This is a genomic window from Oricola nitratireducens (assembly GCF_014904745.1).
In the GTDB taxonomy this organism is placed as follows: domain Bacteria; phylum Pseudomonadota; class Alphaproteobacteria; order Rhizobiales; family Rhizobiaceae; genus Oricola; species Oricola nitratireducens.
Genome location: NZ_JACZCS010000042.1, coordinates 47766 through 69353, shown reverse-complemented (window position 1 = coordinate 69353; position 21588 = coordinate 47766). Strand labels below are relative to the sequence as shown.

Annotated in this window: 19 protein-coding genes; 9 read left to right on the top strand and 10 right to left on the bottom strand. The window is 62.8% G+C overall.

The features are described from left to right. The first annotated feature begins 23 nt into the window (after window positions 1-23). Both IG169_RS18990 and IG169_RS18985 read left to right on the top strand, forming a co-directional pair. A complete protein-coding gene (locus tag IG169_RS18990) occupies window positions 24-374 on the top strand; it encodes a MarR family transcriptional regulator (protein ID WP_193177831.1) in 351 nt (116 codons plus the stop codon). Between the two features lie 23 nt (window positions 375-397). Then, a complete protein-coding gene (locus tag IG169_RS18985; RefSeq protein ID WP_193177841.1) occupies window positions 398-1231 on the top strand; it encodes a C40 family peptidase in 834 nt (277 codons plus the stop codon). On the opposite strand, the gene IG169_RS18980 is transcribed toward IG169_RS18985, so the two are convergent. From IG169_RS18980 to IG169_RS18950, 7 genes are all read right to left on the bottom strand, one after another. Next, window positions 1228-2184, bottom strand: coding sequence for a 2-hydroxyacid dehydrogenase (locus IG169_RS18980; RefSeq protein ID WP_193177830.1), 957 nt, complete (start codon window positions 2182-2184; stop codon window positions 1228-1230). The genes IG169_RS18985 and IG169_RS18980 overlap by 4 nt on opposite strands. 4 nt (window positions 2185-2188) lie before the next feature. Beyond that, on the bottom strand, window positions 2189-3817 hold the full coding sequence (locus IG169_RS18975) for an ABC transporter ATP-binding protein (protein WP_193177829.1): 1629 nt from the start codon (window positions 3815-3817) through the stop codon (window positions 2189-2191). Next, a complete protein-coding gene (locus IG169_RS18970) occupies window positions 3814-4977 on the bottom strand; it encodes an ABC transporter permease (protein ID WP_193177828.1) in 1164 nt (387 codons plus the stop codon). Before IG169_RS18970 ends, IG169_RS18975 begins: the two co-directional genes overlap by 4 nt. 2 nt (window positions 4978-4979) lie before the next feature. Beyond that, window positions 4980-6095, bottom strand: coding sequence for a microcin C ABC transporter permease YejB (locus tag IG169_RS18965; protein ID WP_193177827.1), 1116 nt, complete (start codon window positions 6093-6095; stop codon window positions 4980-4982). 35 nt (window positions 6096-6130) lie between these two features. Next, a complete protein-coding gene (locus IG169_RS18960) occupies window positions 6131-8014 on the bottom strand; it encodes an extracellular solute-binding protein (RefSeq protein WP_343225678.1) in 1884 nt (627 codons plus the stop codon). Next, complete coding sequence (locus tag IG169_RS18955; RefSeq protein WP_428982268.1) at window positions 8011-9909, bottom strand: extracellular solute-binding protein; 1899 nt, start codon at window positions 9907-9909, stop codon at window positions 8011-8013. The genes IG169_RS18960 and IG169_RS18955 overlap by 4 nt, the downstream gene beginning before the upstream one ends. A 124-nt stretch (window positions 9910-10033) precedes the next feature. Beyond that, on the bottom strand, window positions 10034-10648 hold the full coding sequence (locus tag IG169_RS18950) for a c-type cytochrome (protein WP_193177826.1): 615 nt from the start codon (window positions 10646-10648) through the stop codon (window positions 10034-10036). 155 nt (window positions 10649-10803) lie between these two features. Between IG169_RS18950 and IG169_RS18945 the strand changes: the two genes are divergently transcribed. Both IG169_RS18945 and IG169_RS18940 read left to right on the top strand, forming a co-directional pair. Further along, window positions 10804-11529 carry a 3-deoxy-manno-octulosonate cytidylyltransferase gene (locus tag IG169_RS18945; protein WP_193177825.1) on the top strand — a complete coding sequence of 242 codons (726 nt, stop codon included), beginning with the start codon at window positions 10804-10806 and terminating at the stop codon, window positions 11527-11529. 14 nt (window positions 11530-11543) lie between these two features. Continuing rightward, window positions 11544-12398 carry a prephenate dehydratase gene (locus IG169_RS18940; protein WP_193177824.1) on the top strand — a complete coding sequence of 285 codons (855 nt, stop codon included), beginning with the start codon at window positions 11544-11546 and terminating at the stop codon, window positions 12396-12398. Between the two features lie 12 nt (window positions 12399-12410). Here the strand turns inward: IG169_RS18940 and IG169_RS18935 are convergent, their stop codons facing one another. Then, a complete protein-coding gene (locus IG169_RS18935) occupies window positions 12411-13256 on the bottom strand; it encodes a fumarylacetoacetate hydrolase family protein (protein WP_193177823.1) in 846 nt (281 codons plus the stop codon). 160 nt (window positions 13257-13416) lie between these two features. On the opposite strand from IG169_RS18935, the gene IG169_RS18930 reads away from it, so the two are divergent. Beyond that, window positions 13417-14307 carry an NAD(P)-dependent oxidoreductase gene (locus IG169_RS18930; protein ID WP_193177822.1) on the top strand — a complete coding sequence of 297 codons (891 nt, stop codon included), beginning with the start codon at window positions 13417-13419 and terminating at the stop codon, window positions 14305-14307. On the opposite strand, the gene IG169_RS18925 is transcribed toward IG169_RS18930, so the two are convergent. Then, window positions 14304-14681, bottom strand: coding sequence for a DUF3307 domain-containing protein (locus IG169_RS18925; protein ID WP_193177821.1), 378 nt, complete (start codon window positions 14679-14681; stop codon window positions 14304-14306). The genes IG169_RS18930 and IG169_RS18925 overlap by 4 nt on opposite strands. 102 nt (window positions 14682-14783) lie before the next feature. Continuing rightward, a complete protein-coding gene (locus IG169_RS18920) occupies window positions 14784-15815 on the bottom strand; it encodes a LacI family DNA-binding transcriptional regulator (protein ID WP_193177820.1) in 1032 nt (343 codons plus the stop codon). Between the two features lie 289 nt (window positions 15816-16104). Between IG169_RS18920 and IG169_RS18915 the strand changes: the two genes are divergently transcribed. From IG169_RS18915 to bglA, 4 genes are all read left to right on the top strand, one after another. Further along, a complete protein-coding gene (locus IG169_RS18915) occupies window positions 16105-17379 on the top strand; it encodes an ABC transporter substrate-binding protein (protein ID WP_193177819.1) in 1275 nt (424 codons plus the stop codon). A 104-nt stretch (window positions 17380-17483) separates the two neighbouring features. Continuing rightward, a complete protein-coding gene (locus IG169_RS18910) occupies window positions 17484-18725 on the top strand; it encodes a carbohydrate ABC transporter permease (protein WP_193177818.1) in 1242 nt (413 codons plus the stop codon). A gap of 14 nt (window positions 18726-18739) precedes the next feature. Beyond that, window positions 18740-19897: a carbohydrate ABC transporter permease gene (locus IG169_RS18905; protein WP_193177817.1), complete on the top strand. Its 1158-nt coding sequence runs from the start codon at window positions 18740-18742 to the stop codon at window positions 19895-19897. A gap of 14 nt (window positions 19898-19911) precedes the next feature. Then, complete coding sequence (gene bglA, locus IG169_RS18900; protein ID WP_193177816.1) at window positions 19912-21585, top strand: beta-galactosidase BglA; 1674 nt, start codon at window positions 19912-19914, stop codon at window positions 21583-21585. Window positions 21586-21588: the final 3 nt, after the last annotated feature.

The window sequence follows — 21588 nt, the reverse complement described above, 5'->3', positions numbered from 1 at the left end:
CGAAACGAACGCATGAGCGGTTCATGTCTATTCGCTTGCGCCCAAGCCAGGCATTGGCCTTGTGGCACCAGGTCGCACTTTCCGAGGTGCGTGACGATGCGCCGGACCTGACCTCGCGCCAGATGGCGATCCTGCTCTCGATCTATCTCGAGCCGCCGCCGCATACGGTGCGCGGGCTTGCCGCCAAGCTCAACGTCACCAAGCCGGTCATCACCCGCGCGCTCGACGCCATGGGCGCGCGCAAGCTGGTGACCCGCCACCGCGATCCGCGCGACAAGCGCAACGTCATCATTTCGCGCACCGTCGAAGGCGCGCTCTATCTTGAGCGGTTCGCCGACGTGATCATTGCCAAGGCGCGGGAGCTGCCGCTTTGACGCTCGATCGCCGGCTGAACGCGATGCGCCCGGATATCGCCGACAAGCGGCTGCGGGGTAGGGTCGAGGCGGAGACATTTGTCGAGGCCCGGACGGGTGTCGTCACCGCTCCCGTGGCCGGCATCCGAACCGCGCCGTCGCACGATGCCGGTCTCGACACGCAGTTCCTTTTCGGCGATCGCGTGCTTATCTTCGAGGTGAAGGACGGCTGGGCCTGGCTGCAGGGTGAGCGCGACTCCTATGTCGGCTTTTCCGCCATGGAAGCGCTGTCCCTTGATCCGGCGCCCGAACCGACGCATCGCATTGTCGCCCCGCGTACCTTCCTCTTCCCGGAACCGGAACTGAAGAAGCCGCCGCTCACGACCCTGTCGATGGGATCGCAACTGGCCGTTGCAAGCGAGGAGGAGCGCCGCGGGACGCGCTATGCGGTTCTTGCCGATGGAAGCGCCGTGCCCGCCATTCACGTTGCGCCCGCCACCGAACAGGCCGCGGATTACGTGTCTGTCGCCGAACGGTTCCTGCACACGCCTTATCTGTGGGGCGGCGCGTCGGGGTTTGGCATCGACTGTTCCGGGCTGGTGCAATTGTCGATGTTCATGGCCGGCATCGATGTACTCCGCGACAGCGACATGCAGGAAGCGACGATCGGCGAATCGCACGAAACCGGCGGCGACTTCTCGTCACTGCAGCGCGGCGATCTCGTCTTCTGGAAGGGTCATGTCGGTATCATGGTCGACGATCGCGCCCTGCTGCACGCCAACGGCCGCACCATGTCGGTCGCGCTCGAGCCGCTCGCCGAGGCGGTCGAGCGCATCGAGCCGCTTTACGGAATGCCCACGTCGGTGCGCCGGCCTTAGTAACCCGCGTCGCGGTCGACCAGGTTCTTCAGCGGTTCGCCGCGGTCGTGCGCGTCCATCTGTTCGACCATCGGCGGAATCAGCGCCTCCGGCATCGAGGCCGCCGCCGCGTGCGGCGTGATCGTCACCCGCGGATGCGTCCACAGCGGGCTGTCCCCGGGCAGCGGTTCGCTCTCGAACACGTCGAGCGACACGGCCCCGAGCTTGCGGCTTTCCAGCGCCGCGAGGATATCGGCCTCGTTCTGCAGTCCGCCGCGCCCGGCATTGATCAGGATCGGCGCGCCGAGCGGGCCGCGCGCCTTCATCCTGGCGAAGAACGGCGCCGCCAGGATGCCGTGCGTCGCCGGCGTCAGCGGCAGCAGGCAAACGACGATATCGGCCAGCGCCAGGAACTGGTTCAACCCGTTGTCGCCGGCAAAGGTGTCGATCGCCTCGCCGGTCTTCGCCGTCCGGCTCCAGCCGATGACCTTGAAGCCGAGCGCCCTCAGCTTCCGGCCCGCGTCGCGGCCAAGATTGCCGTAACCGAGAATGCCGACGGTCACGTCGCGCGCCGCCGGCTGCATCTTGCTTTCGTTCCACACCTTGCGTGCCTGCTGGTCGCGGTAGAGCATCCCCTTGCGGTGATGGTCGAGCACCTGCCAGACGACATATTCGCTCATCCGTTCGGTCAGGTCGTCGGCGACGATGCGTACGATCGGCACGTCCGGCATATCGCCTTCCGCGAAGATGTGGTCGACGCCGGCTCCGATGGAAAAGATCGCCTTCAGGTTCGGCAGGCCGTTCAGCACGCCCGGCCGTTGCTTCCAGACGACCGCGTAGTCGATGCCGGGATCGTTCGGGCCGGACGGTTCCTCGACGATTGCGCGGTCCGGCGCCGCCTTTTCCAGCGCCGTGCGCCAGATGGCGGGATCGAACCCGGTGACGGAAAGAAGGATCTTGCCCTTTTGTGCCATAACTCTACTCGTTGACGACGCCGGCCGGTGCGACCTCGATATCGAAGGCCGCGGCCATCAGCGCCTTTGTATAGTCGGTCTTCGGATCGTCGAAAATCTGTTCCGACCGGCCGAACTCGACGACCTTGCCATTGCGCATCACCATCACCTCGTTGGCCAGCGCCCGCACCACCTTCAAATCGTGGCTGATGAACAGATAGGCGAGGTCGTGCCTGCGCTGCAAGTCGCGCAGGAGATCGACCACCTGTGCCTGCACGCTCATGTCGAGCGCCGATGTCGGTTCGTCCAGCATCACGAATTTCGGCTTCAGCACCATGGCGCGCGCGATGGCGATGCGCTGGCGCTGGCCGCCGGAAAATTCGTGCGGATAGCGGAAGCGGGTGTCCGGATCGAGTCCGACTTCGTGCAGCGCTTCCACAACGCGGGTGTCGCGCTCCTCGCGCGTCAGCTTCGGCTCGTGCACGGCAAGCCCTTCGGCGACGATTTCGTCGACGGACATGCGCGGGCTCAGGCTGCCGAACGGATCCTGGAAGACGACCTGGATCTCGCGCCGGAGCGGCCGCATCGCCTCGAAGGAAAAGGCGTCGATGTTCCTGCCGTCGAAGACGATGCGCCCTTCCGACGAGATCAGCCGGGTGAGCGCGAGGCCGAGCGTCGTCTTGCCGGACCCGGATTCGCCGACAATGCCGAGCGTCTGGCCGGCCCGCACACTCACGTCGACGCCGTCGACCGCCTTGACGTTGTCGACCGTCTTGCGCAGCAGCCCCTTGCGGATCGGAAACCACACTTTCATGCCGTCCGCCTTCAGGATTTCGGCGGCATTGTCGTTGAGCAGGATCGGCCGGCCCTTCGGCTCGGCGGCGAGCAGGTGCTTGGTATAATCGTGCTGCGGATTGGCGAAAATGTCCTCGGTGCGGCCGGTCTCGACTATTTTCCCGTTCGTCATCACGCAGACCCGGTCGGCGATCCGGCGGACGATGCCGAGGTCGTGCGTGATGAACAGCATCGACATCTGCTCTTCGCGCTTCAGGTCGTCGAGCAGTTGCAGGATCTGCGCCTGCACCGTCACGTCGAGCGCTGTGGTCGGCTCGTCGGCGATCAGCAGCTTCGGCTTGTTGGAGAGCGCCATGGCGATCATCACGCGCTGGCGCTGCCCGCCCGACAATTGGTGCGGATAGGCTTTCAGGCGCTTGGCCGCGTCGCGGATGCCGACCTGGTCGAGCAGGTCCAGCGTGCGTTCGGGAATGACGGCTTCGCGGGCGCCGTGCAGCCTGAGGATTTCGCCGATCTGCCGCTCGACCGTGTGCAGTGGGTTGAGCGAGGTCATCGGCTCCTGGAAGATCATTGCGATCTGGTTGCCGCGCATCTTGCGCAGGTCCGCCTCCTTCGCGGCGAGAAGATCCTTGCCGAGGAAATCGATTTTTCCGGAGGGATGGCTCGCCGCCGGATATTGCAGCAGCTTGAGGACCGACAGCGCGGAGACGGATTTGCCCGACCCGGATTCGCCGACCAGCGCCACCGTCTCGCCGTCGGCGATGTCGAAGGAAATCCGGTCGACGGCCAGCGTCGTCTCGCCGCCCTGGGTGAAGGCGACCGACAGGTCGCGCACGGAAAGGAGAGGCGTCCCGGTCATCCGAAGGTCTTTCGCGGGTCGAAGGCGTCGCGCGTCGCCTCGCCGATGAAGATCAGGAGCGACAGCATCACCGAAATGACGATGAAGCCGGAAAATCCGAGCCACGGCGCCTGCAGATTGTTCTTGCCCTGCAGGATCAGCTCGCCGAGCGAGGCCGATCCCGGCGGCAGGCCGAAACCGAGGAAATCGAGCGAGGTCAGAGTGGTGATCGAGCCGTTCAGGATGAAGGGCAGGAAGGTCAGCGTCGAGATCATGGCATTGGGCAGCAGGTGGCGGAACATGATCGTGCGGTTGGGCACGCCCAGTGCGCGGGCCGCGTTGACATATTCGAAGTTGCGCGCGCGCAGGAATTCGGCGCGCACGATGCCGACGAAGCTCACCCACGAGAACAGCAACATGATGCCGAGCAGGATCCAGAAACCCGGCGGCAGGATCGCCGCGATGATCAGCAGCAGGTAGAGCACCGGCATCGACGACCAGATCTCGATGACGCGCTGGCCGATCAGGTCGGTCCAGCCGCCGAAGAAGCCCTGGATCGCGCCGAAGGTGACGCCGACGACGGCCGACAGCGCCGTCAGGATCAGGCCGAACAGCACCGAGATGCGGAAGCCGTAGATCAGCCGGGCGAGCACGTCGCGCGCCTGGTCGTCCGTGCCGAGCCAGTTGAAATTGCCGGCGACGCAATTCGGATCCTGCGCCCCCATCGGATAGCGCGCGCACAGTTCCTCGCGGCTGTCGAACAGGAAGGCCGGCTTCGACGGCGCCGCTGTCGGCACCTCCTTGTTGACTGTCCTGTAGGAGAAGCGGATCGGCGGCCACAGCATCCAGCCATGGGCGTTGATCTCGTCCTGGATGAAGGAATCGGTGAAATCGATGCGCGGCAGGGCGAGCGGATCGTCCGGGAACAGCACCTTTTCCGAATAGGTGTGGAAGATCGGCGTCAGGATCTGGTCCTTGTAGACGGCGACGATCGGCTTGTCGTTGGCGATGAACTCGGCGAACATCGACAGGATGAACAGGAACAGGAACACCCACAGCGACCAGTAGCCGCGCCGGTTCGCCTTGAAATTCTTCCAGCGCCGCTGGTTGAGCGGTGACAGGAACGGCCGGCGGCGCGGTTGCGCGACGGTTGTCCCGGTCAGCGTGGCGGACTGGTCCATCGTCACACGTCCCTCCGCTCGAAATCGATGCGCGGGTCGACCCAGGTGTAGATCAGGTCGGACAGGAGCCCGACCAGCAGTCCCATCAGCGAGAAGATGTAGAGCGTTGCGAAGACCACCGGATAATCGCGGTTGATCACCGAGGTGAAGCCGAGCAGGCCGAGGCCGTCGAGCGAGAAGATCGTCTCGATCAGCAGCGAGCCGGTGAAGAACGACGAGATGAACGCGCCCGGGAAACCGGCGATGATGATCAGCATCGCGTTGCGGAACACGTGGCCATACAACACCTGGCGCTCGTTCAGGCCCTTGGCGCGCGCGGTGACCACATATTGCTTGCGGATTTCGTCGAGGAACGAGTTCTTCGTCAAAAGCGTCGAGGTCGCGAAAGCCGACAGCACCAGCGCCAGCAGCGGCAGCGTGATGTGCCAGAAATAGTCGACGATTAGCGCCGGCCAGGAAAGTTGCCGCCAGTTGTCGGAGACGAGACCGCGCAACGGAAACCAGTCGAAAAACGAGCCGCCCGCAAACAGCACGATCAGCAGGATCGCGAACAGGAAACCCGGGATGGCGTAGGCGACGATGACCACCGCGCTGGTCCACATGTCGAAATGCGACCCGTCCTTGACCGCCTTGCGGATGCCGAGCGGGATCGAGATTCCGTAGGACAGCAGCGTGATCCAGATGCCGAGCGAGATCGATACCGGCATTTTCTCCTTGATCAGGTCGATCACCGAGATGTGGCGGAAATAGCTCTCGCCGAAATCGAAGCGCGCATAGTTCCACAGCATCATGCCGAAGCGTTCCATCGGCGGCTTGTCGAACCCGAACTGCTTTTCCAGGTCCGCGATGAAGCGCGGATCGAGACCCTGCGCGCCGCGATATTTCGAATTGACGTCGGAACCGCCCTCGACGGTCGAGCCGAGATCCTGCTGGTTGCCGAGATCGCCGCCGCCGCCGGAGATGCGCTCGGTTGCGTCGCCGCCCTGGCCGGTCAGCTGCGCGATGACCTGCTCGACCGGTCCGCCGGGCGCGAACTGGATGACGGTGAAGGAAATCGCCATGATCCCGAGAATCGTCGGGATCATCAGCAGAAGTCTCCGCAGGACATAGGCGCCCATGTCAGGAAGCCTCCGTTCCGTGGAATAATGTCACATCAAGCCTTTCCAAGCGCTTCTGCCTTCGCGCCGTCGATCCACCACAGCCGTTCCACCGGCCAGAAATAGTCGGGCTTCGGCTCCTTGAAGCCGAACATGTCCCAATAGGCGACGCGGTGATTCGCCGATGACCAATTTGGAATCCAGTCGCGCTTCAGACGCAAGACCCGGTCGAGGACGCGCATGGCGATGCGGTGCTGTTCGCGCGTTTCCGCCGCACCGACCTCGGCGATGAGCGCATCGATGAGAGGATCGGCGGTTCCCGTCCAGTTGCGCGAGCCTTCCTCCTTTGCCGCGCGGCTGCCGAACACGTTCTCGAGACTGGAGGAAACCGGTGTCGCGGTCCAGCCGATCGCGGAAACCGCGGCGTCGAAGTCGAACCCGGCGGTGCGCGCCTGGTACTGCGCCGGATCGACGAGGCGAACCGACGCATTGATGCCGATCCCGCGCATCGTTTCCACCCACGGATTGAAGATCCGCTCGAAGCTGCTCGACCGGATCAGGATCTCGAAATCGAGGGTTTCGCCCGCCGCGTTGCGCAAAAGGCCGCCGTCATTTTTCCAGCCGGCCTCGGTGAGAAGGCCGATGGCGCCGCGCAGGCGCGACCGGTCCCGCCCCGAGCCGTCGCTTGCGGGTTCGCGCCAGGCGTCCTCCCTGATCTCTTCGGGGAGTTCGTATTCGTCGGACAGCTTGTCGATCAGTGCCAGTTCGTCGTCGTCGGGCGGGCCCGAGGTCTCGTAGGGTGAGCCGTTGAAGAGCGAATGGCTCTTTTCATAGGCGTCGTAGAACAGGTTCTTGTTCGTCCACTCGAAATCGAAACACAGCGAGATCGCGTCGCGCACCCGCCGGTCGCGAAAGCGGGCGCGACGCAGGTTCACGGCGGTCGCCTGCATCGAAGGCCGCTTCTCGCGGTCGAACAGCCGCTTTACGACCTTGCCTTCGGTCAGTGCCGGGAAGTCGTAATCGGTCGCCCAGATGATCGAGGTGAACTCCTCGCGCCACGTGATCGCGCCTTTCTTGAAAGCTTCGAAGGCGGCCTGGCGCTCCTGGTAGAACTCGATGCGGATGGTTTCGAACCGGTCGAGCCCGCGCGCCGTGCCGAGGTCATTCGCCCAGTAATCGGGAACGCGCTCGTATTCGATATAGCTGCCGGCGCTGAAGCGGCCAACCTTGTATGGCCCCGACGCAAGCAACGGCTCCAGCGTCGATGCCGTGAAATCGCGTGTGTCGAACCATGTCTTCGACAGGATCGGAAAGGCCGCGATCTCAAGGATCGCCTGCGCCGATTGCGTGCCGTCGAAGTGAAGCGTCACCGTGCGGTCGTCATCGGCCGTTGCATCGGTCAGGACGCCGAGCGGCAACAACAGTTCCGGGTGTCCCTGCTCCTTCAGCGTCATGTAGGAAAAGACGACATCGTCGGCGGTGACCTGCATGCCGTCATGCCAGCGCGCCTCTGGCCGGAGCGTAAAGGTGAAGCGGTTGCGGTCGTCGGAAATCGTCACGCTTTCGGCGAGGTGGCAATAGATCGCGTCCGGTTCGTCCCAGCAATCGGCCATCAGCCCGTCGAAGCACAGCTCCATGCGCGGCGGCGCGTCGCCGCGCCGCACGAAACTGTTCAGCGTGTTGAAGGTCTGGACGTTCTGGTTGTAGTACCAGTAGCCGGGCTGGAAATTGAAGGTCCCGCCAACCGGCGCTTCCGGCGAGGCGTAGTCGAAATGGCTGAAATCGCGTGGATATTTCAGGTCGCCGAAGGCCGACAGTCCGTGCAATTCGACGCCGCTCGGGTTCTCGGCGCGCGACAGGGCCGGGAAGGCGGCGCTCGCTGCGATGCCGCCGGACAGGATGAGAAAACGCCTGCGGTCGAAGCGCATTCCTCCGGTCACTGGCTGCCACCCTCTTCCGGAAGCGCGGCTTCCTTTTCCGGGATGATCCACCAGGAATCGATATCGGCGCCGATATAGGCGGGCTGTTTGTCGGGCAGGCCGAACTTGTCCCACCAGGCAAGCCACAGCGCGTCCGAATACCATTGCGGGATGTAGTAGTAGCCCCACAGCAGAACCCGGTCGAGCGCGTGGGTAGTGGCGACAAGGGTCTCCCGGTCCTTGGCGAAGATCACCTTGTCGACGAGGGCGTCGACCACCGGGTTCCTGATGCCGGAATAGTTGCGCGAGTCCGGTTGGTCCGCCGCCGTCGAACTCCAGAAGTCGCGCTGTTCGTTGCCGGGCGAAAGCGACTGCGCGAGCATCACGGTCGTCATGTCGAAATCGAAGTCACGCATGCGGTTGATCTCCTGCGCCTGGTCTACGATGCGGATCGACGCATCGATCCCGAGCCTGCGCATGTCCTCGATGAACTGACCGGCGATGATCTCGTCGGTCGGGCTCGCGCCGAGATATTCGACGGTGAACTGCTCGCCGGTTTCCGCGTTCACCAGCTTGCCGTCGCGGCTCACCCAGCCGGCCTCCTTGAAGAGTTCGAACGCCTTGCGCTGGTTGGCCCGCTGCGAGGCCCGGTCGCTGTAGCTCGGCAGCGTGAACGGCTTGGTGAACAGTTCGGCGGGCAACTGGTCGCGAAACGGCTCAAGGATTTCCAGTTCCTCGCCCTTGGGGATTCCGCTCGACCGCAACTCACCGCCCAGGAAATAGCTGTCGGTGCGCTTGCGCAATCCGTAGAGCCGCGTCCGGTTGACGGTGGCGAAGTCGAACAGATAGGTCAGCGCCTCCCGCACGCGAATGTCCTGGAACTTCTTGCGGCGCATGTTCATCGCAAAACCCTGCATGGGTTCGGGCGACTTGGTTTCAAAGGCTTTGCGCACCACCTTGCCTTCCTTGAAGGCGGGAAAATCGTAGCCCTCGGCCCAGTATTGCGACCGGTTCTCGGCGCGGATATCCTCCAGTCCACCCTTCTTGAAGGCCTCCCATTCGGCCACGGCATCGCGGAAATAGATGTAGCTGCGGATGTCGAAATTCTCTCGCCCGACTTTCACCGGAAGGTCGGCTGCCCAGTAGTCTGGCACCCGTTCCCAGACGATTTCCGAGCCGGCGACGAAACTCTTGATCCGGTACGGCCCGGAGCCGAGCGGCGGCTCCAGCGTGGGCTGGGTAATGTCGCGCTTCTTGCCGTCGGCGTCGACGCCTTCCCACCAGTGTTTCGGCAGCACCACGAGGTCACCCATGATGTGCGGGAGTTCCCGGTTGCCGGTCTGGTCGAAGCGGAATTCGACTTCATGATCGTTGAGCGCCACCGCCTCGGTGACGTTTTCATAGTAGCGGTTGTAAAGCTGGCTGTTCTTCTTCAGTACGTCGAACGACCACACGACATCCTCGGCAGTGATCGGTTTGCCGTCGTGCCAGCGCGCCTTCGGATTGAGCCGGTAGGTCGCCGAGGAATAGTCGTCGGGATAGGTGAAGGCCTCGGCGATCAGCGCATGGCTGGTGCTTGGCTCGTCGGTCGCCTGATCCATCAGCGTGTCGTAGAGAAGCCCGCCGCCGAGGCGCGCGAAACCGACCGCCGGCGTGCCGCGCAGGATATAGGGATTGAACGAATCGAAGGTCCCGGCAACCGTCGAATGCAGCGTTCCGCCCTTCGGCGCATCGGGATTGACGTAGTCGTAATGCTTGAAATCGTCGCCGTATTTGCTTTCGCCGGTTAGCGTTGAGGTCGAGTGCCATTCGGCGGCCGGCGCCGAACCGGTGATGGCGAGCATCGCCAGACACGCTGCAAGGACACGGCTCCTCCAGTTTCCGAAACGCTCTGGCAGCCGTGCTGTATCCGACATTCCTTGCTCCTCCTTGTGCCCTAGCGGAAATATTTAAAGCAGAGTTGGGAGTTTCAAAGGCAAAAAAGAAGCCGGGACGAACCCGGCTTCCTTGATTCCGTATCTCTCGAACCCGACGGCGGTCTTACTGCTGCGTCGCGTCCCCGGTTGCGGCCGGTGCCGCATCCGCCGAGCCGGCGGCTGCATTCGGGTCCGGCAGCGGTGCCGGATCGGACGACAGCGTGCGCAGATAGGCGATCAGATCGGCGCGGTCCTGGATCTTGGGCAGGCCGGCGAAGCCCATCGCCGTGCCCGGGACCTCATCCTTCGGCTTGTGGGTGAACAGGTTGAGATGCTCATAGTCCCAGACAGTGCCGCCGGCGGCGAAATCGGTCATCGCGGTGGAGTACTTGAAGCCCTCATGCGAGGCGACCGGGCGGTTCACGATATTCCAGAGATTCGGTCCCACCTTGTTGGGGCCGCCCTCTTCGCCGGTGTGGCAGGCCTGGCATTTCTTGAAAACTTTTTCGCCCTTGGCGGGATCGGCGCTGGCGAGAAGCGGGCTGACCGGTTCGACAGTCGGCGCGGCTGCGGCTGCGCTTTCGGTTCCCCCGCCGCCTTCGCTGACCGCGATCGCGAAGCCTTCCTGCTCCGGCGTCTCGCTATGGAAGATCGCTTCGCCCAGGATGCCAACCGTCATCATGACGAAAACCGTGCCAAGAAAGGCGCCGGCATACATGTTCAAATTAGACGAACTCATCGCTTAACCAATTCCCGATTCATGCAAGGCCACGCTGGCCGAAGCCTGCGCGAATTCGCGCGGAAACTAGGTCTTTTGCTCACGGTATGCAACACATATAAGCTCGTATCCTTTGAGACTTTTTGACACCCTTCCGCGACACGGAACACATTCCCATGCGCCCTCTTATCCTGATCCCGGCCCGAATGGCATCGACGCGCCTGCCCGGCAAGCCGATCGCAGATATCTGCGGAAAACCGATGATTGTTCATGTCGCCGAGCGCGCCCGCGAGGCCGATTGCGGGCCGGTCGCCGTGGCGACCGATGACGAGCGCGTCTACCAGGCAGTGTCCGATTCGGGCTTCACCGCCGTGATGACGCGCGCTGATCACCATTCCGGTTCCGACCGGATCTTCGAGGCATTGTGCAGTCTCGATCCCGAAGGCGTGCACGATTCGATCATCAACGTGCAGGGCGACCTGCCGACGATCGATCCGGCCGACATCCGCGCCGCGCTGGCGCCGCTCGGCGATCCTGCCTGCGATATCGCGACGCTCGGTGTGGAGATCGTCAAGGAGGACGAAAAGACCAATCCGAACGTGGTCAAGATCGTCGGCACGCCGCTTGATGGCTCGGTCCTGCGCGCCCTTTATTTCACCCGCGCCACCGCGCCGTGGGGCGAGGGGCCACTCTATCACCATATCGGTCTCTACGCCTATCGCCGCGCCGCGCTGGCGCGATTTGTCGCTCTGCCGCCCTCGGTTCTGGAAATGCGCGAACGGCTCGAACAGCTGCGTGCACTCGAAAATGGCATGTCGATCCACGCCGCGATCATTGACTCCGTTCCGCTTGGCGTGGATACGCAGCCCGATCTGGAGCGCGCCCGCGCGCTCCTGGGCTAACGGAAGAAACGCACATGACCGCTCAATCGAACCTCATCGCCTTCCAGGGCGAACCCGGCGCAAACTCCGATACGGCCTGCCGCGACATGTTTCCGGACATGGAGCCGCTGCCCTGCCCGACCTTCGAGGATGCGTTCAACGCGGTCGAAAGCGGCAAGGCGCGTCTGGCGATGATCCCGATCGAGAACACGATCGCCGGCCGTGTTGCCGATATCCATTACCTGCTCCCGGAATCGCGCCTGCACATCATTGGCGAATATTTCCTGCCGATCCATTTTCACCTGATGGTGCTGCCGGGCACGCAGATGACGGACATCAAGTCGGTTCACAGCCACATCCATGCGCTTGGCCAGTGCCGCAAGGTAATCCGCAAGCACCGCTGGAAGGCGGTGGTCGCCGGCGATACCGCGGGCGCCGCCAAGCTCGTTGCCGAAACCGGCGACAAGACGATGGCCGCGCTGGCGCCGGAACTCGCCGCCGGCATGTACGGGCTGGATATCATCGAGAGCAATGTCGAGGACCACGCCAACAACGTGACCCGCTTCGTCGTCTTGTCGAAGGACAAGCATGTGCCGGAGCGCGCGGCGCCGAACGAGAAGATGATGACGACCTTCGTCTTCCGGGTGCGCAACATTCCCGCTGCCCTCTACAAGGCGATGGGCGGCTTTGCCACCAACGGCGTCAACATGACCAAGCTCGAAAGCTATCAGCTCGGCGGCAAGTTTTTCGCCACCCAGTTCTACGCCGATATCGAAGGCCACCCCGAAGACCGCAACGTCCAGCTGGCCTTCGAGGAACTCGGCTTCTTCTCGGAGGATTTCCGCATCCTGGGCGTCTACAAGGCTTCGCCGAACCGCGAGGGAATGTGATAGCGCGGGGCGTCAGCCCTGCACCACAGTCTGGCGCTGCGCGCCGAGGCCGCTGATCCCCAGTTCCATCACGTCGCCGGCCTTCAGGTAGACGGGGTTTGGCTTGACGCCCATGCCGACGCCGGGCGGTGTGCCGGTCGAGATCACGTCACCCGGATGCAGGGACATCAGCTGCGACAGATGTTCGATGATCGTCGCGATATCGAAGATCATCTTGCCCGTGCTGCCGGTCTGACGGCGCTGGCCGTTGACGTCGAGCCAGAGGTCGAGCGCCTGCGAATCGGCGATCTCGTCGGACGTCACCAGCCATGGGCCGATCGGGCCGAAAGTGTCGCACGACTTGCCCTTGGTCCACTGGCCGGTCAGCTTGGTCTGGTAATCGCGTTCCGACACGTCGTTGATCACGCAATAACCGGCGACGTAATCGAGCGCATTGTCCCTGCTGACGTATTTGGCGTGCTTGCCGATCACGACGCCGAGTTCCACTTCCCAGTCGGTCGCTTTCGACCCGCGCGGCAGTTCGACATTGTCGTTCGGGCCGGTGATCGCCGAATTGGCTTTCATGAACAGGATCGGATGCTCCGGGATCGGCAGATTCGATTCGGCCGCGTGGTCGGAATAGTTGAGGCCGATGCACATGAATTTTCCGACATCACCGATGCACGGGCCGAGGCGAGTCGCCGGATCGACTTCCGGCAGAGTGGCCGGATCGATGGCGGCGAGGCGCGCGAGCGTTTCGGTGGCCAGCGCGGTGCCGTCGATGTCGCCGATATGGCCCGACAGGTCGCGGATGATGCCGTTATCGTCGACGAGGCCCGGTTTTTCCTGGCCCTGGGGCCCGAAGCGCAGAAGTTTCATGGTGCGGTCCTTGCTAAGCTTTTCCGGTCGCGGACCGTAATCGCAACGCGGTTCGAAACCAAGCAGGCGCGCCTGGAAATTCGCGCGAGTTGACATTTGCATGCGTCGCGGCCTCATTCGGCGCTGACGGAGAGGTCCGGCACGACGGAAGGACAGACTGATGAGCGAATCCGCAAAGACGATTGCCTTTTTCGGCGCGGGCATGATGGGCGTTCCGATGATCCGGCGTCTTGCCGCGGCGGGTCACACGGTTCGTGTCTGGAACCGCACGCCGGAGAAGGCGAAGGCAATCGAATCGGAGCGCATCACGGCGTTTACCTCGGCCGCCGAGGCCGCCGCGCCCGCCGACATCGCGATCTCGATATTGGCTGACGGCCCGGTGGTCCTCTCGCTTGTAAAGGAAAATGGGCTTGCCGAGGCGATGAAGGAGGGCGCGGTCTTTGTCGACATGAGCTCCACCAAGCCCGAAGAGGCGCGTGAGCTTGCCGCGCTTCTGGCTGAAGGCGGTGTCGAATTTTGCGACGCGCCGGTCTCCGGCGGCACGACCGGTGCCGAGGCCGGAACTCTCGCCATCATGGCGGGATGCAAGCAGGCGGTCTTCGACCGGATCCGCCCGGTATTGTCCGCGATGGGGCGGCCGACGCGGGTCGGCCCGGTCGGCACCGGCCAGCTTGCCAAGCTCGCCAACCAGCTGATCGTCGGTGCTGCCATCGGCGCGGTCGCCGAGGCGATCCTGCTGATGCGCCAGGGCGGCGGCGATCTCGACGCCTTCCGCGCGGCGCTCAAGGGCGGATTCGCCGATTCGACGGTGCTGCAATTGCACGGCGCGCGCATGGCGGCGGACGACTTCGCGCCGCGCGGTCGCGCCACCCTCCACCTCAAAGACATGCGCAACATCCTCGGCGAGGCCGAAAAGCTCGGTCTCGACCTGCCGATGAGCCGGATGCTGGAGGAACGGTTCGCACGGCTATGCCGGGATCTCGGCGGCGCCGGTCTCGATCACACCGCGCTGTTTCTCGAACTGCTCGACCACAACGGCCTGAAAGCCTAGGCCAGTGTCGTCATGGCGACCCAGGCGATGGCGACATAGGTCATCTGATGCGCCAGCTGGTCGAAGCCGTGCAGCTGCCAGTAGAGATAAGGGCTGCTGTCGGCGCTGGAATAGGCGGTGATGCGGTCCTTGGCGAAGTCGATCGTGTAGTGGACGATGAATTCCGTCGCCATCACCATTGCGATCGGTGTGGCGGCCAGCCCGGCCATTCCGAGGATCAACCCGCTTCCGGCGGCATGCAGCGCCGCATGCGCGTATCCGCCGGGCGCCGTCAGGCTGCCTTTGCCTTTCAGCATCCACTGCGGCTGAAAGACAAAATCCGCGAGATAGTGCTTGATGAGCAATGCGGAAATCAGAACGAAAACAAACAACATATGTAACTGGTCACCCCGCCGGCCGCGAACCGGCCCTGTATCGTGCGACCATGATTAGGCAGATGCTGTTCCCTTGGCTGTGCGCAAATGCACAGCGCGAAGTCAGGCGGTGGCCTTCGCGCGCACCGGTCCGGTCGACGAGCCGATAACGAACTCAGCCTCGAGCAGGTGATTGCGGCGGCCCGGCTTCTTTTCGATCTGGTCGATCAGCATGTCGGCGCAGAGCTCGCCGGCAAGCCGGATCGAGGATCGCATCACCGTCATGCTCGGATGATCGCCGGTCGACGGCAGGAAGGACAGGCAGTCGTCGTAAGCGATCAGCGACAGGTCGCGGCCGACGGAGAAGCCGCGCTCGTGCATCGCCCGCATCGCGCCCATTGCCGTCAGGATGCTCGAACACAGAACCGCGGTCGGCGGATCGCGATGCGACAGGAAATCCGTCATCGCGCCGTAGCCGTTCGGCTCGATCATGTCGCTGGAGAACATGATCTCCGCGTCCGGCTCGATGCCGTGCTCGCGAAGCGCTTTCTCCATCCCTTCGCGGCGGTTCGCCGCAAACGTCATGAATTCGAGGCCGTTGATCAGCGCGATGCGCCGGTGTCCCGCCTCGATCAGATATTCGGTCGCCTTGGCGAACGCCCGCCGGTTGTTGACGTCGACCCAGCAATAGCCGTCCTCGGGATCGTTGGTGCGTCCGTGGATCACGAAGGGCAGTTTCAGATCGGTCAGGATCCGCACCCGGTCGTCCTTGACCCGCGGCCCGTGCACGATGACGCCGTCCACTCGCCTGTTGCGGGCGAGGTTGCGGTAGACTTCCTTTTCCGTGCCGGCGTTGACCACCGAAATCAGCATGTCGTAGCCGCGCCGGTTGTAGACCTTGCTGGCGCCGGCGACGAAGTCGGTGAAATGCGGATTGAGCATGTCGTGCTCGGACAGCGGCACGACATGGCCGATCGTGTTGGACTTGCCCGTGGCGAGTCGCCGGGCGTTCGAATTCGGCTGATAGTTCATGCGCCGCGCGAATTCCTGCACGCGCCGGCGCGTTTCCTCGCTGACCTCCGGATAGCCGTTCAGGGCGCGGCTGACGGTGGTCTGCGAAAGGCCGAGTTTTTCCGATAATTCTTTCAGATTCATTGGATGCCCCTCCTCCAGAAGGCATTCAAAGGGCTTTGGATAATGACGAATTATTAACGTCCTGACCAGTCCGCCCGGTTTTTTTGTGGTTGGTTCGCCTTGGTTGCGGGGTGTCGCTTGTGCCGCAGCGTCAAGAGCGGTTGTGCTTTGCGCCATAAATAAATCGCTTGACTCTCTATCGTTGGCGACCAAAGTTTACGATAGCCAAAGCGCTTTGACTGGCCTTGGTCGAATGAATGGTTTATGAGTCTCGTTGCTCACTAAGTTACCAATCCTGGGAGGATTACCGATGAAGAAGACAGTCATGGCGGGCGTTGCCGCCGCGTTGCTGACTTGTACCGCCGGTTCGGCGCTCGCCGAACAGCTAACCGTTTTCGGTCCGTGGCTTGGCCCCGACCAGCAAAATGTCGAGGCTGTGCTCAACGCCTTCGCCGAGAAGTCCGGCAATGACGTTCGTTATGTCGGCTCGGACAGCTTCGAACAGCAGATCGTCGTGGACCTCGAAGCCGGTTCGGCGCCGAACGTCGCTGCGTTCCCGCAACCGGGCCTCGCGTCCGATATGGCCGCCCGCGGCTTCCTCACGCCGCTGGGCGACGATGTGGCCAACTGGCTGCGCGACAACTACGCGGCCGGCGACTCCTGGGTTGCCCTGGGTACCTACAAGGGCAAGGACGGCGAGAACCATTTCTACGGCTTCCCCTACAAGACCGACGTGAAATCGCTGGTCTGGTACGTGCCCGAGAACTTCGATGATGCGGGCTACGAGATTCCGAAAACCATGGAAGAACTCAAGGCCCTGACCGAACAGATCGTCGCCGATGGCGGCACGCCCTGGTGCATCGGCCTCGGGTCCGGCGCGGCCACCGGCTGGCCGGCAACCGACTGGGTCGAGGACATGATGCTCCGCACGACCACACCGGAAAACTACGACAAGTGGGTTACCAACGATCTGAAGTTCAACGATCCGGTCGTTATCAACGCAATCGATGAATTCGGCTGGTTCGCCCGTAACGACAAGTTCGTCGCCGGCGGCGCAAACGCGGTCGCATCGACGGATTTCCGCGATTCCCCGAAGGGTCTCTTCTCGTCGCCACCGCAGTGTTACATGCACCGCCAGGCATCGTTCATCCCGGCCTTCTTCCCGGAAGGCACGGTCGTGGGCGAGGATGTCGACTTCTTCTACTTCCCGGCTTACGCAAGCAAGGATCTCGGCAAGCCGGTCCTCGGCGCGGGAACGACCTGGGTGATCACCAACGAGAACCAGGCCGCGCACGATTTGATCGCCTTCCTGCAGACGCCAGAGGCGCATGAGATCTGGATGGCGCGCAAGGGCTTCCTGACACCCTTCAAGGGGGTCAATCCGGACGCCTTCAGCGATCCGACCCTTCGCAAGATGAACGACATCCTGCTGCAGGCGACAACGTTCCGCTTCGACGGTTCCGACCTTATGCCTGGCGCAGTCGGCGCGGGTTCCTTCTGGACCGGCATGGTCGATTACACCGGCGGGAAGTCTGCGAAAGATGTCGCCGACGCGATCCAGAAATCCTGGGACGCCATCAAGTAAACGAACAAATCGACAAGGCGGGCAACCGCGTCGAATGATACCATCCGGGCTCCGGCCCGGATGGCCGGACAGATCGACCAGAGGCATGTGCTCGGGAGGGAACCATGCATCCAGCGTTACAAGGCCTGATAACGATCATTGTCGGCGTCGGCGGTTGCATAGGTTATTTCTATGTTTCCAATATTTTTCTGGACAAGGTTCTTTTCCCGGCGAAGGGACCGCATGCGGGGCGCAACATCAATCGCGCCAACTTGGTCCGACCGTGGCTGTTCCTGTTTCCGGCGATTTTTGCGCTCGGCCTCTATCTGGCCTATCCGGTGGTCGCCACGCTCTGGTTGTCGCTGACTGATCGCAGTGCAGGCGGCGTCTTCGTGGGGCTGGCGAACTACTCCCAGATGATTTCGGAACCGAAGTTCTGGGAAGCGATCCGGAACAACATGCTCTGGCTGATCGTCGTGCCTGCGGCCTCGACCGCCTTCGGTCTGCTCGCCGCGCAACTGACCGACCGAATCGCATGGGGCAACATCGCCAAGTCGCTGATCTTCATGCCGATGGCGATCTCCTTCGTCGGCGCCTCCGTGATCTTCAAGCTGGTTTACGATACGCGCCCGGCCAACCAGGACCAGATCGGCGTTCTCAACGCTGTCTGGCTGGCCTTTGACGGCGGTGCGCCGTCCTTCATTTTCCTGCGGCTGGTGCCGGCGCTGATCCTGTTGGCCTTCGCGGCATTCATGGCCTACGGCATATATCTGGCGCTGCGCCCGCTGATCTGGGGCGAAGCGTCCCATGGAGGCGGGTCCTGGTGGACGGTGCCGCTGCGCGGCGTCGTGGCCCTTGGCGGCGCCTGGCTCCTGTGGCTGTCGCTCAAGTCGATCTTCTCCGTGCTCACCGTGACGCTGCCCTATGGCGAACCGCAGACATGGCTGACGATAACCTTCTGGAACAGTTTCTTCCTGATGGTCGTCCTGATCTGGATCCAGACAGGCTTCGCGATGGTCATCCTGTCGGCGGCGCTGCGGGGAATCCCTGAGGAAACGATCGAGGCGGCCATCATCGACGGGGCGAACCCCTTCGATATCTTCTTCAAGATCAAGGTGCCGCAGATCATGAGCACGATCGTCGTCGTCTGGACGACGATCACGCTGGTCGTGCTGAAGGTCTTCGACATCGTCTACGCGATGACCAACGGCCAGTGGGAAACCCAGGTCCTGGCGAACTACATGTTCGACAAGCTTTTCCGCGCCAATGACTGGGGCGTCGGCTCGGCCAGCGCCATCGTCATCATGCTGCTGGTGTCGCCGATCCTGATCTGGAACGTCTACAACGCCCGCAAAGAAATGCGCTGAGGGAGGCCGGAACGATGTCATCGATTGCAGGCAGCAAATCCGGTCTTTCGTGGGCCGTTCATATCTCGGTTATTGCGCTCGTCCTCCTCTGGCTGTTTCCGACAGTCGGGCTGTTCGTGTCCTCCTTCCGAACAGCCGACCAGATCTCGTCGAGCGGCTGGTGGGATTCGATGTTCAAACAGGAACAAAACCTCGTTCTGCGGACGGCCGCACCGTCGACGCAGAAACAGGAGGACGGTCTCTACGTCATCCAGGGCAACATTTTCACCGAAAACGATGTCAGCACCGACGGTGTCATTTCCCGTTGGGGCACGTCGTCGCGCGCGATTTCCGATTATGCACCCGGCGATACCGCCGACATGGGCAAGGACGGGCGCATCACCCTGCAGGCGAATGGCGACTACCGACTTGTGAACGATGCCGAGTTTACGGGAAGCCGCGGCGAACGCATCTTCGCCACGGCCAAGACGCCGCCGGTATTTACCCTCAACAACTACCGGACGGTCCTGTTCTCCGGTTCGACGACCGACTCGATGGCCAAGGCGTTCTTCAACACGCTGACCGTGACGATTCCGGCGACGGTTATCCCGATCCTGATCGCCGCATTCGCCGCCTATGCGCTTGCCTGGATGCGCTTTCCCGGCCGCGCCTTGCTGATCGCGCTCGTCGTCGCGCTTCTCGTCGTGCCGTTGCAGCTCGCGCTCATTCCGCTGTTGCGGCTGCATCTGGCGATCGGCATCGGCAAGGGCTATCTCGGCGTCTGGCTTGCTCATACCGGCTTCGGCCTGCCGCTGGCGATCTACCTCCTGCGCAACTACATGGTCGGCCTTCCGCGCGACATCATCGAAAACGCCAAGGTCGACGGCGCGACGGACTTCCAGATCTTCACCAAGATCGTCCTGCCGCTGTCCTTCCCGGCGCTCGCCTCCTTCGCGATCTTCCAGTTCCTGTGGACCTGGAACGACCTGCTGGTGGCCAAGGTGTTCCTCATCGACGCGACCGGTGAGACGACGGTGATGACCAACCAGATCGTCGAACTGCTTGGTACCAGGGGCGGCAACTGGGAGATCCTGGCGACGGCGGCCTTCGTGTCGATCGCGGTGCCGCTCGTCGTCTTCTTCGCCATGCAGAGATATCTCGTGCGCGGCCTTCTGGCCGGCTCAGTCAAGTGAGGTTTCGTTAGTCCATGAGCGTGTTCGCATCCGCAGCACAACGCATCGAAGCGGAACTCCAGCCCGATCCGGACTGGTGGCGCGGCGCGGTGATCTATCAGATCTATCCGCGCTCCTTTCAGGACTCCAACGGCGACGGCATCGGCGATCTGGCGGGTATCCGCCAGCGCCTGCCCTATATCGCCAATCTGGGCGCGGACGCGATCTGGATTTCCCCCTTCTTCACCTCGCCGATGAAGGATTTCGGCTACGACGTTTCCGACTACAAGGGCGTCGATCCGATGTTCGGCAGCCTGGAGGACTTCCGGGTGCTGGTGGACGACGCCCATCACCACGGCCTGAAGGTGATGATCGATCTGGTGATTTCCCACACCTCGGACCAGCATCCCTGGTTCGCCGAGAGCCGGTCGAACCGCGAAAACCACAAGGCGGACTGGTATGTCTGGGCCGACCCGAAGCCGGACGGCTCGCCGCCCAACAACTGGCTGTCGATCTTCGGCGGCTCGGCGTGGGAATGGGATACCAATCGCCGCCAGTACTACATGCACAATTTCCTGACGAGCCAGCCGGATCTGAACTTCCACAATCCCGAGGTTCAGGATGCGCTGCTGAATGTGGTGCGGTTCTGGCTGGAACTCGGCGTCGACGGCTTCCGCCTCGACACTATCAATTTCTACTTCCATTCGCAGACGCTGAAGGACAATCCGCCGCTGCCGCCCGAGGTGCGCAATGCCTCGATCGCGCCGGAAGTGAACCCCTATAACTATCAGGACCACCTCTACGACAAGAGCCAGCCGGAGAACATCGAGTTCTTGAAACGGTTCCGCGCCGTACTCGACGAGTTCCCCGCCACCGCTGCCGTCGGCGAAGTCGGCGATGCGCAGCGTGGCCTCGAAATCCTGGCGCAGTACACCGCCGGCAACGACCGCATCCACATGTGCTATTCCTTCGATTTCCTGGCGCCCGATCCGATCACGGCCGACAAGGTGCGCACCGTGATCGAGGAATTCGAGCGCGAGGCGCCGGACGGCTGGTCGTGCTGGGCATTCTCCAACCATGACGTCGTGCGCCATGCGACGCGCTGGGGCGCCTATGAGCGTGATCCGGAGCGCTATCTGAAGGTCGTTGCGGCATTGCTCTTCACCATGCGCGGCTCGGTCTGCATCTATCAGGGCGAGGAACTGGGCCTGCCGGAGGCCGATATCGGCTACGAGGATCTGCAGGATCCCTACGGCATCCGTTTCTGGCCGAAATTCAAGGGTCGCGACGGCGCCCGCACGCCGATGGTCTGGGCGAGCAACCTGCTCAATGGCGGATTTTCGACCGGCAAGCCCTGGCTTCCGGTGCCCGATATCCATCGCGCCATGGCGGTCGATACCCAGATCGGACGGGAAGGCAGCATCTACGAATTCTACCGCGATTTCCTCGAATTCCGGCACGAATACCAGGTGCTCTCCAAGGGCGGCATCCGGTTCGTCGATGCACCCGAGGACGTCGTCGCCTTCCTGCGCGAGGATGGCGACGTGACGCTTCTATGCGCGTTCAATCTCGGCCATGGCGAGGTCGAGTTTTCGCCGGGGATGAAGGTCGCCCGGCTGGAGAATGTTCCGCTCGACGGCGAGGTCGACGGGGGAAAAATCAAGCTGAAGGCGCTCGGCGGTTTTATCGGGCGTGTGAAGTCGCATTGATGG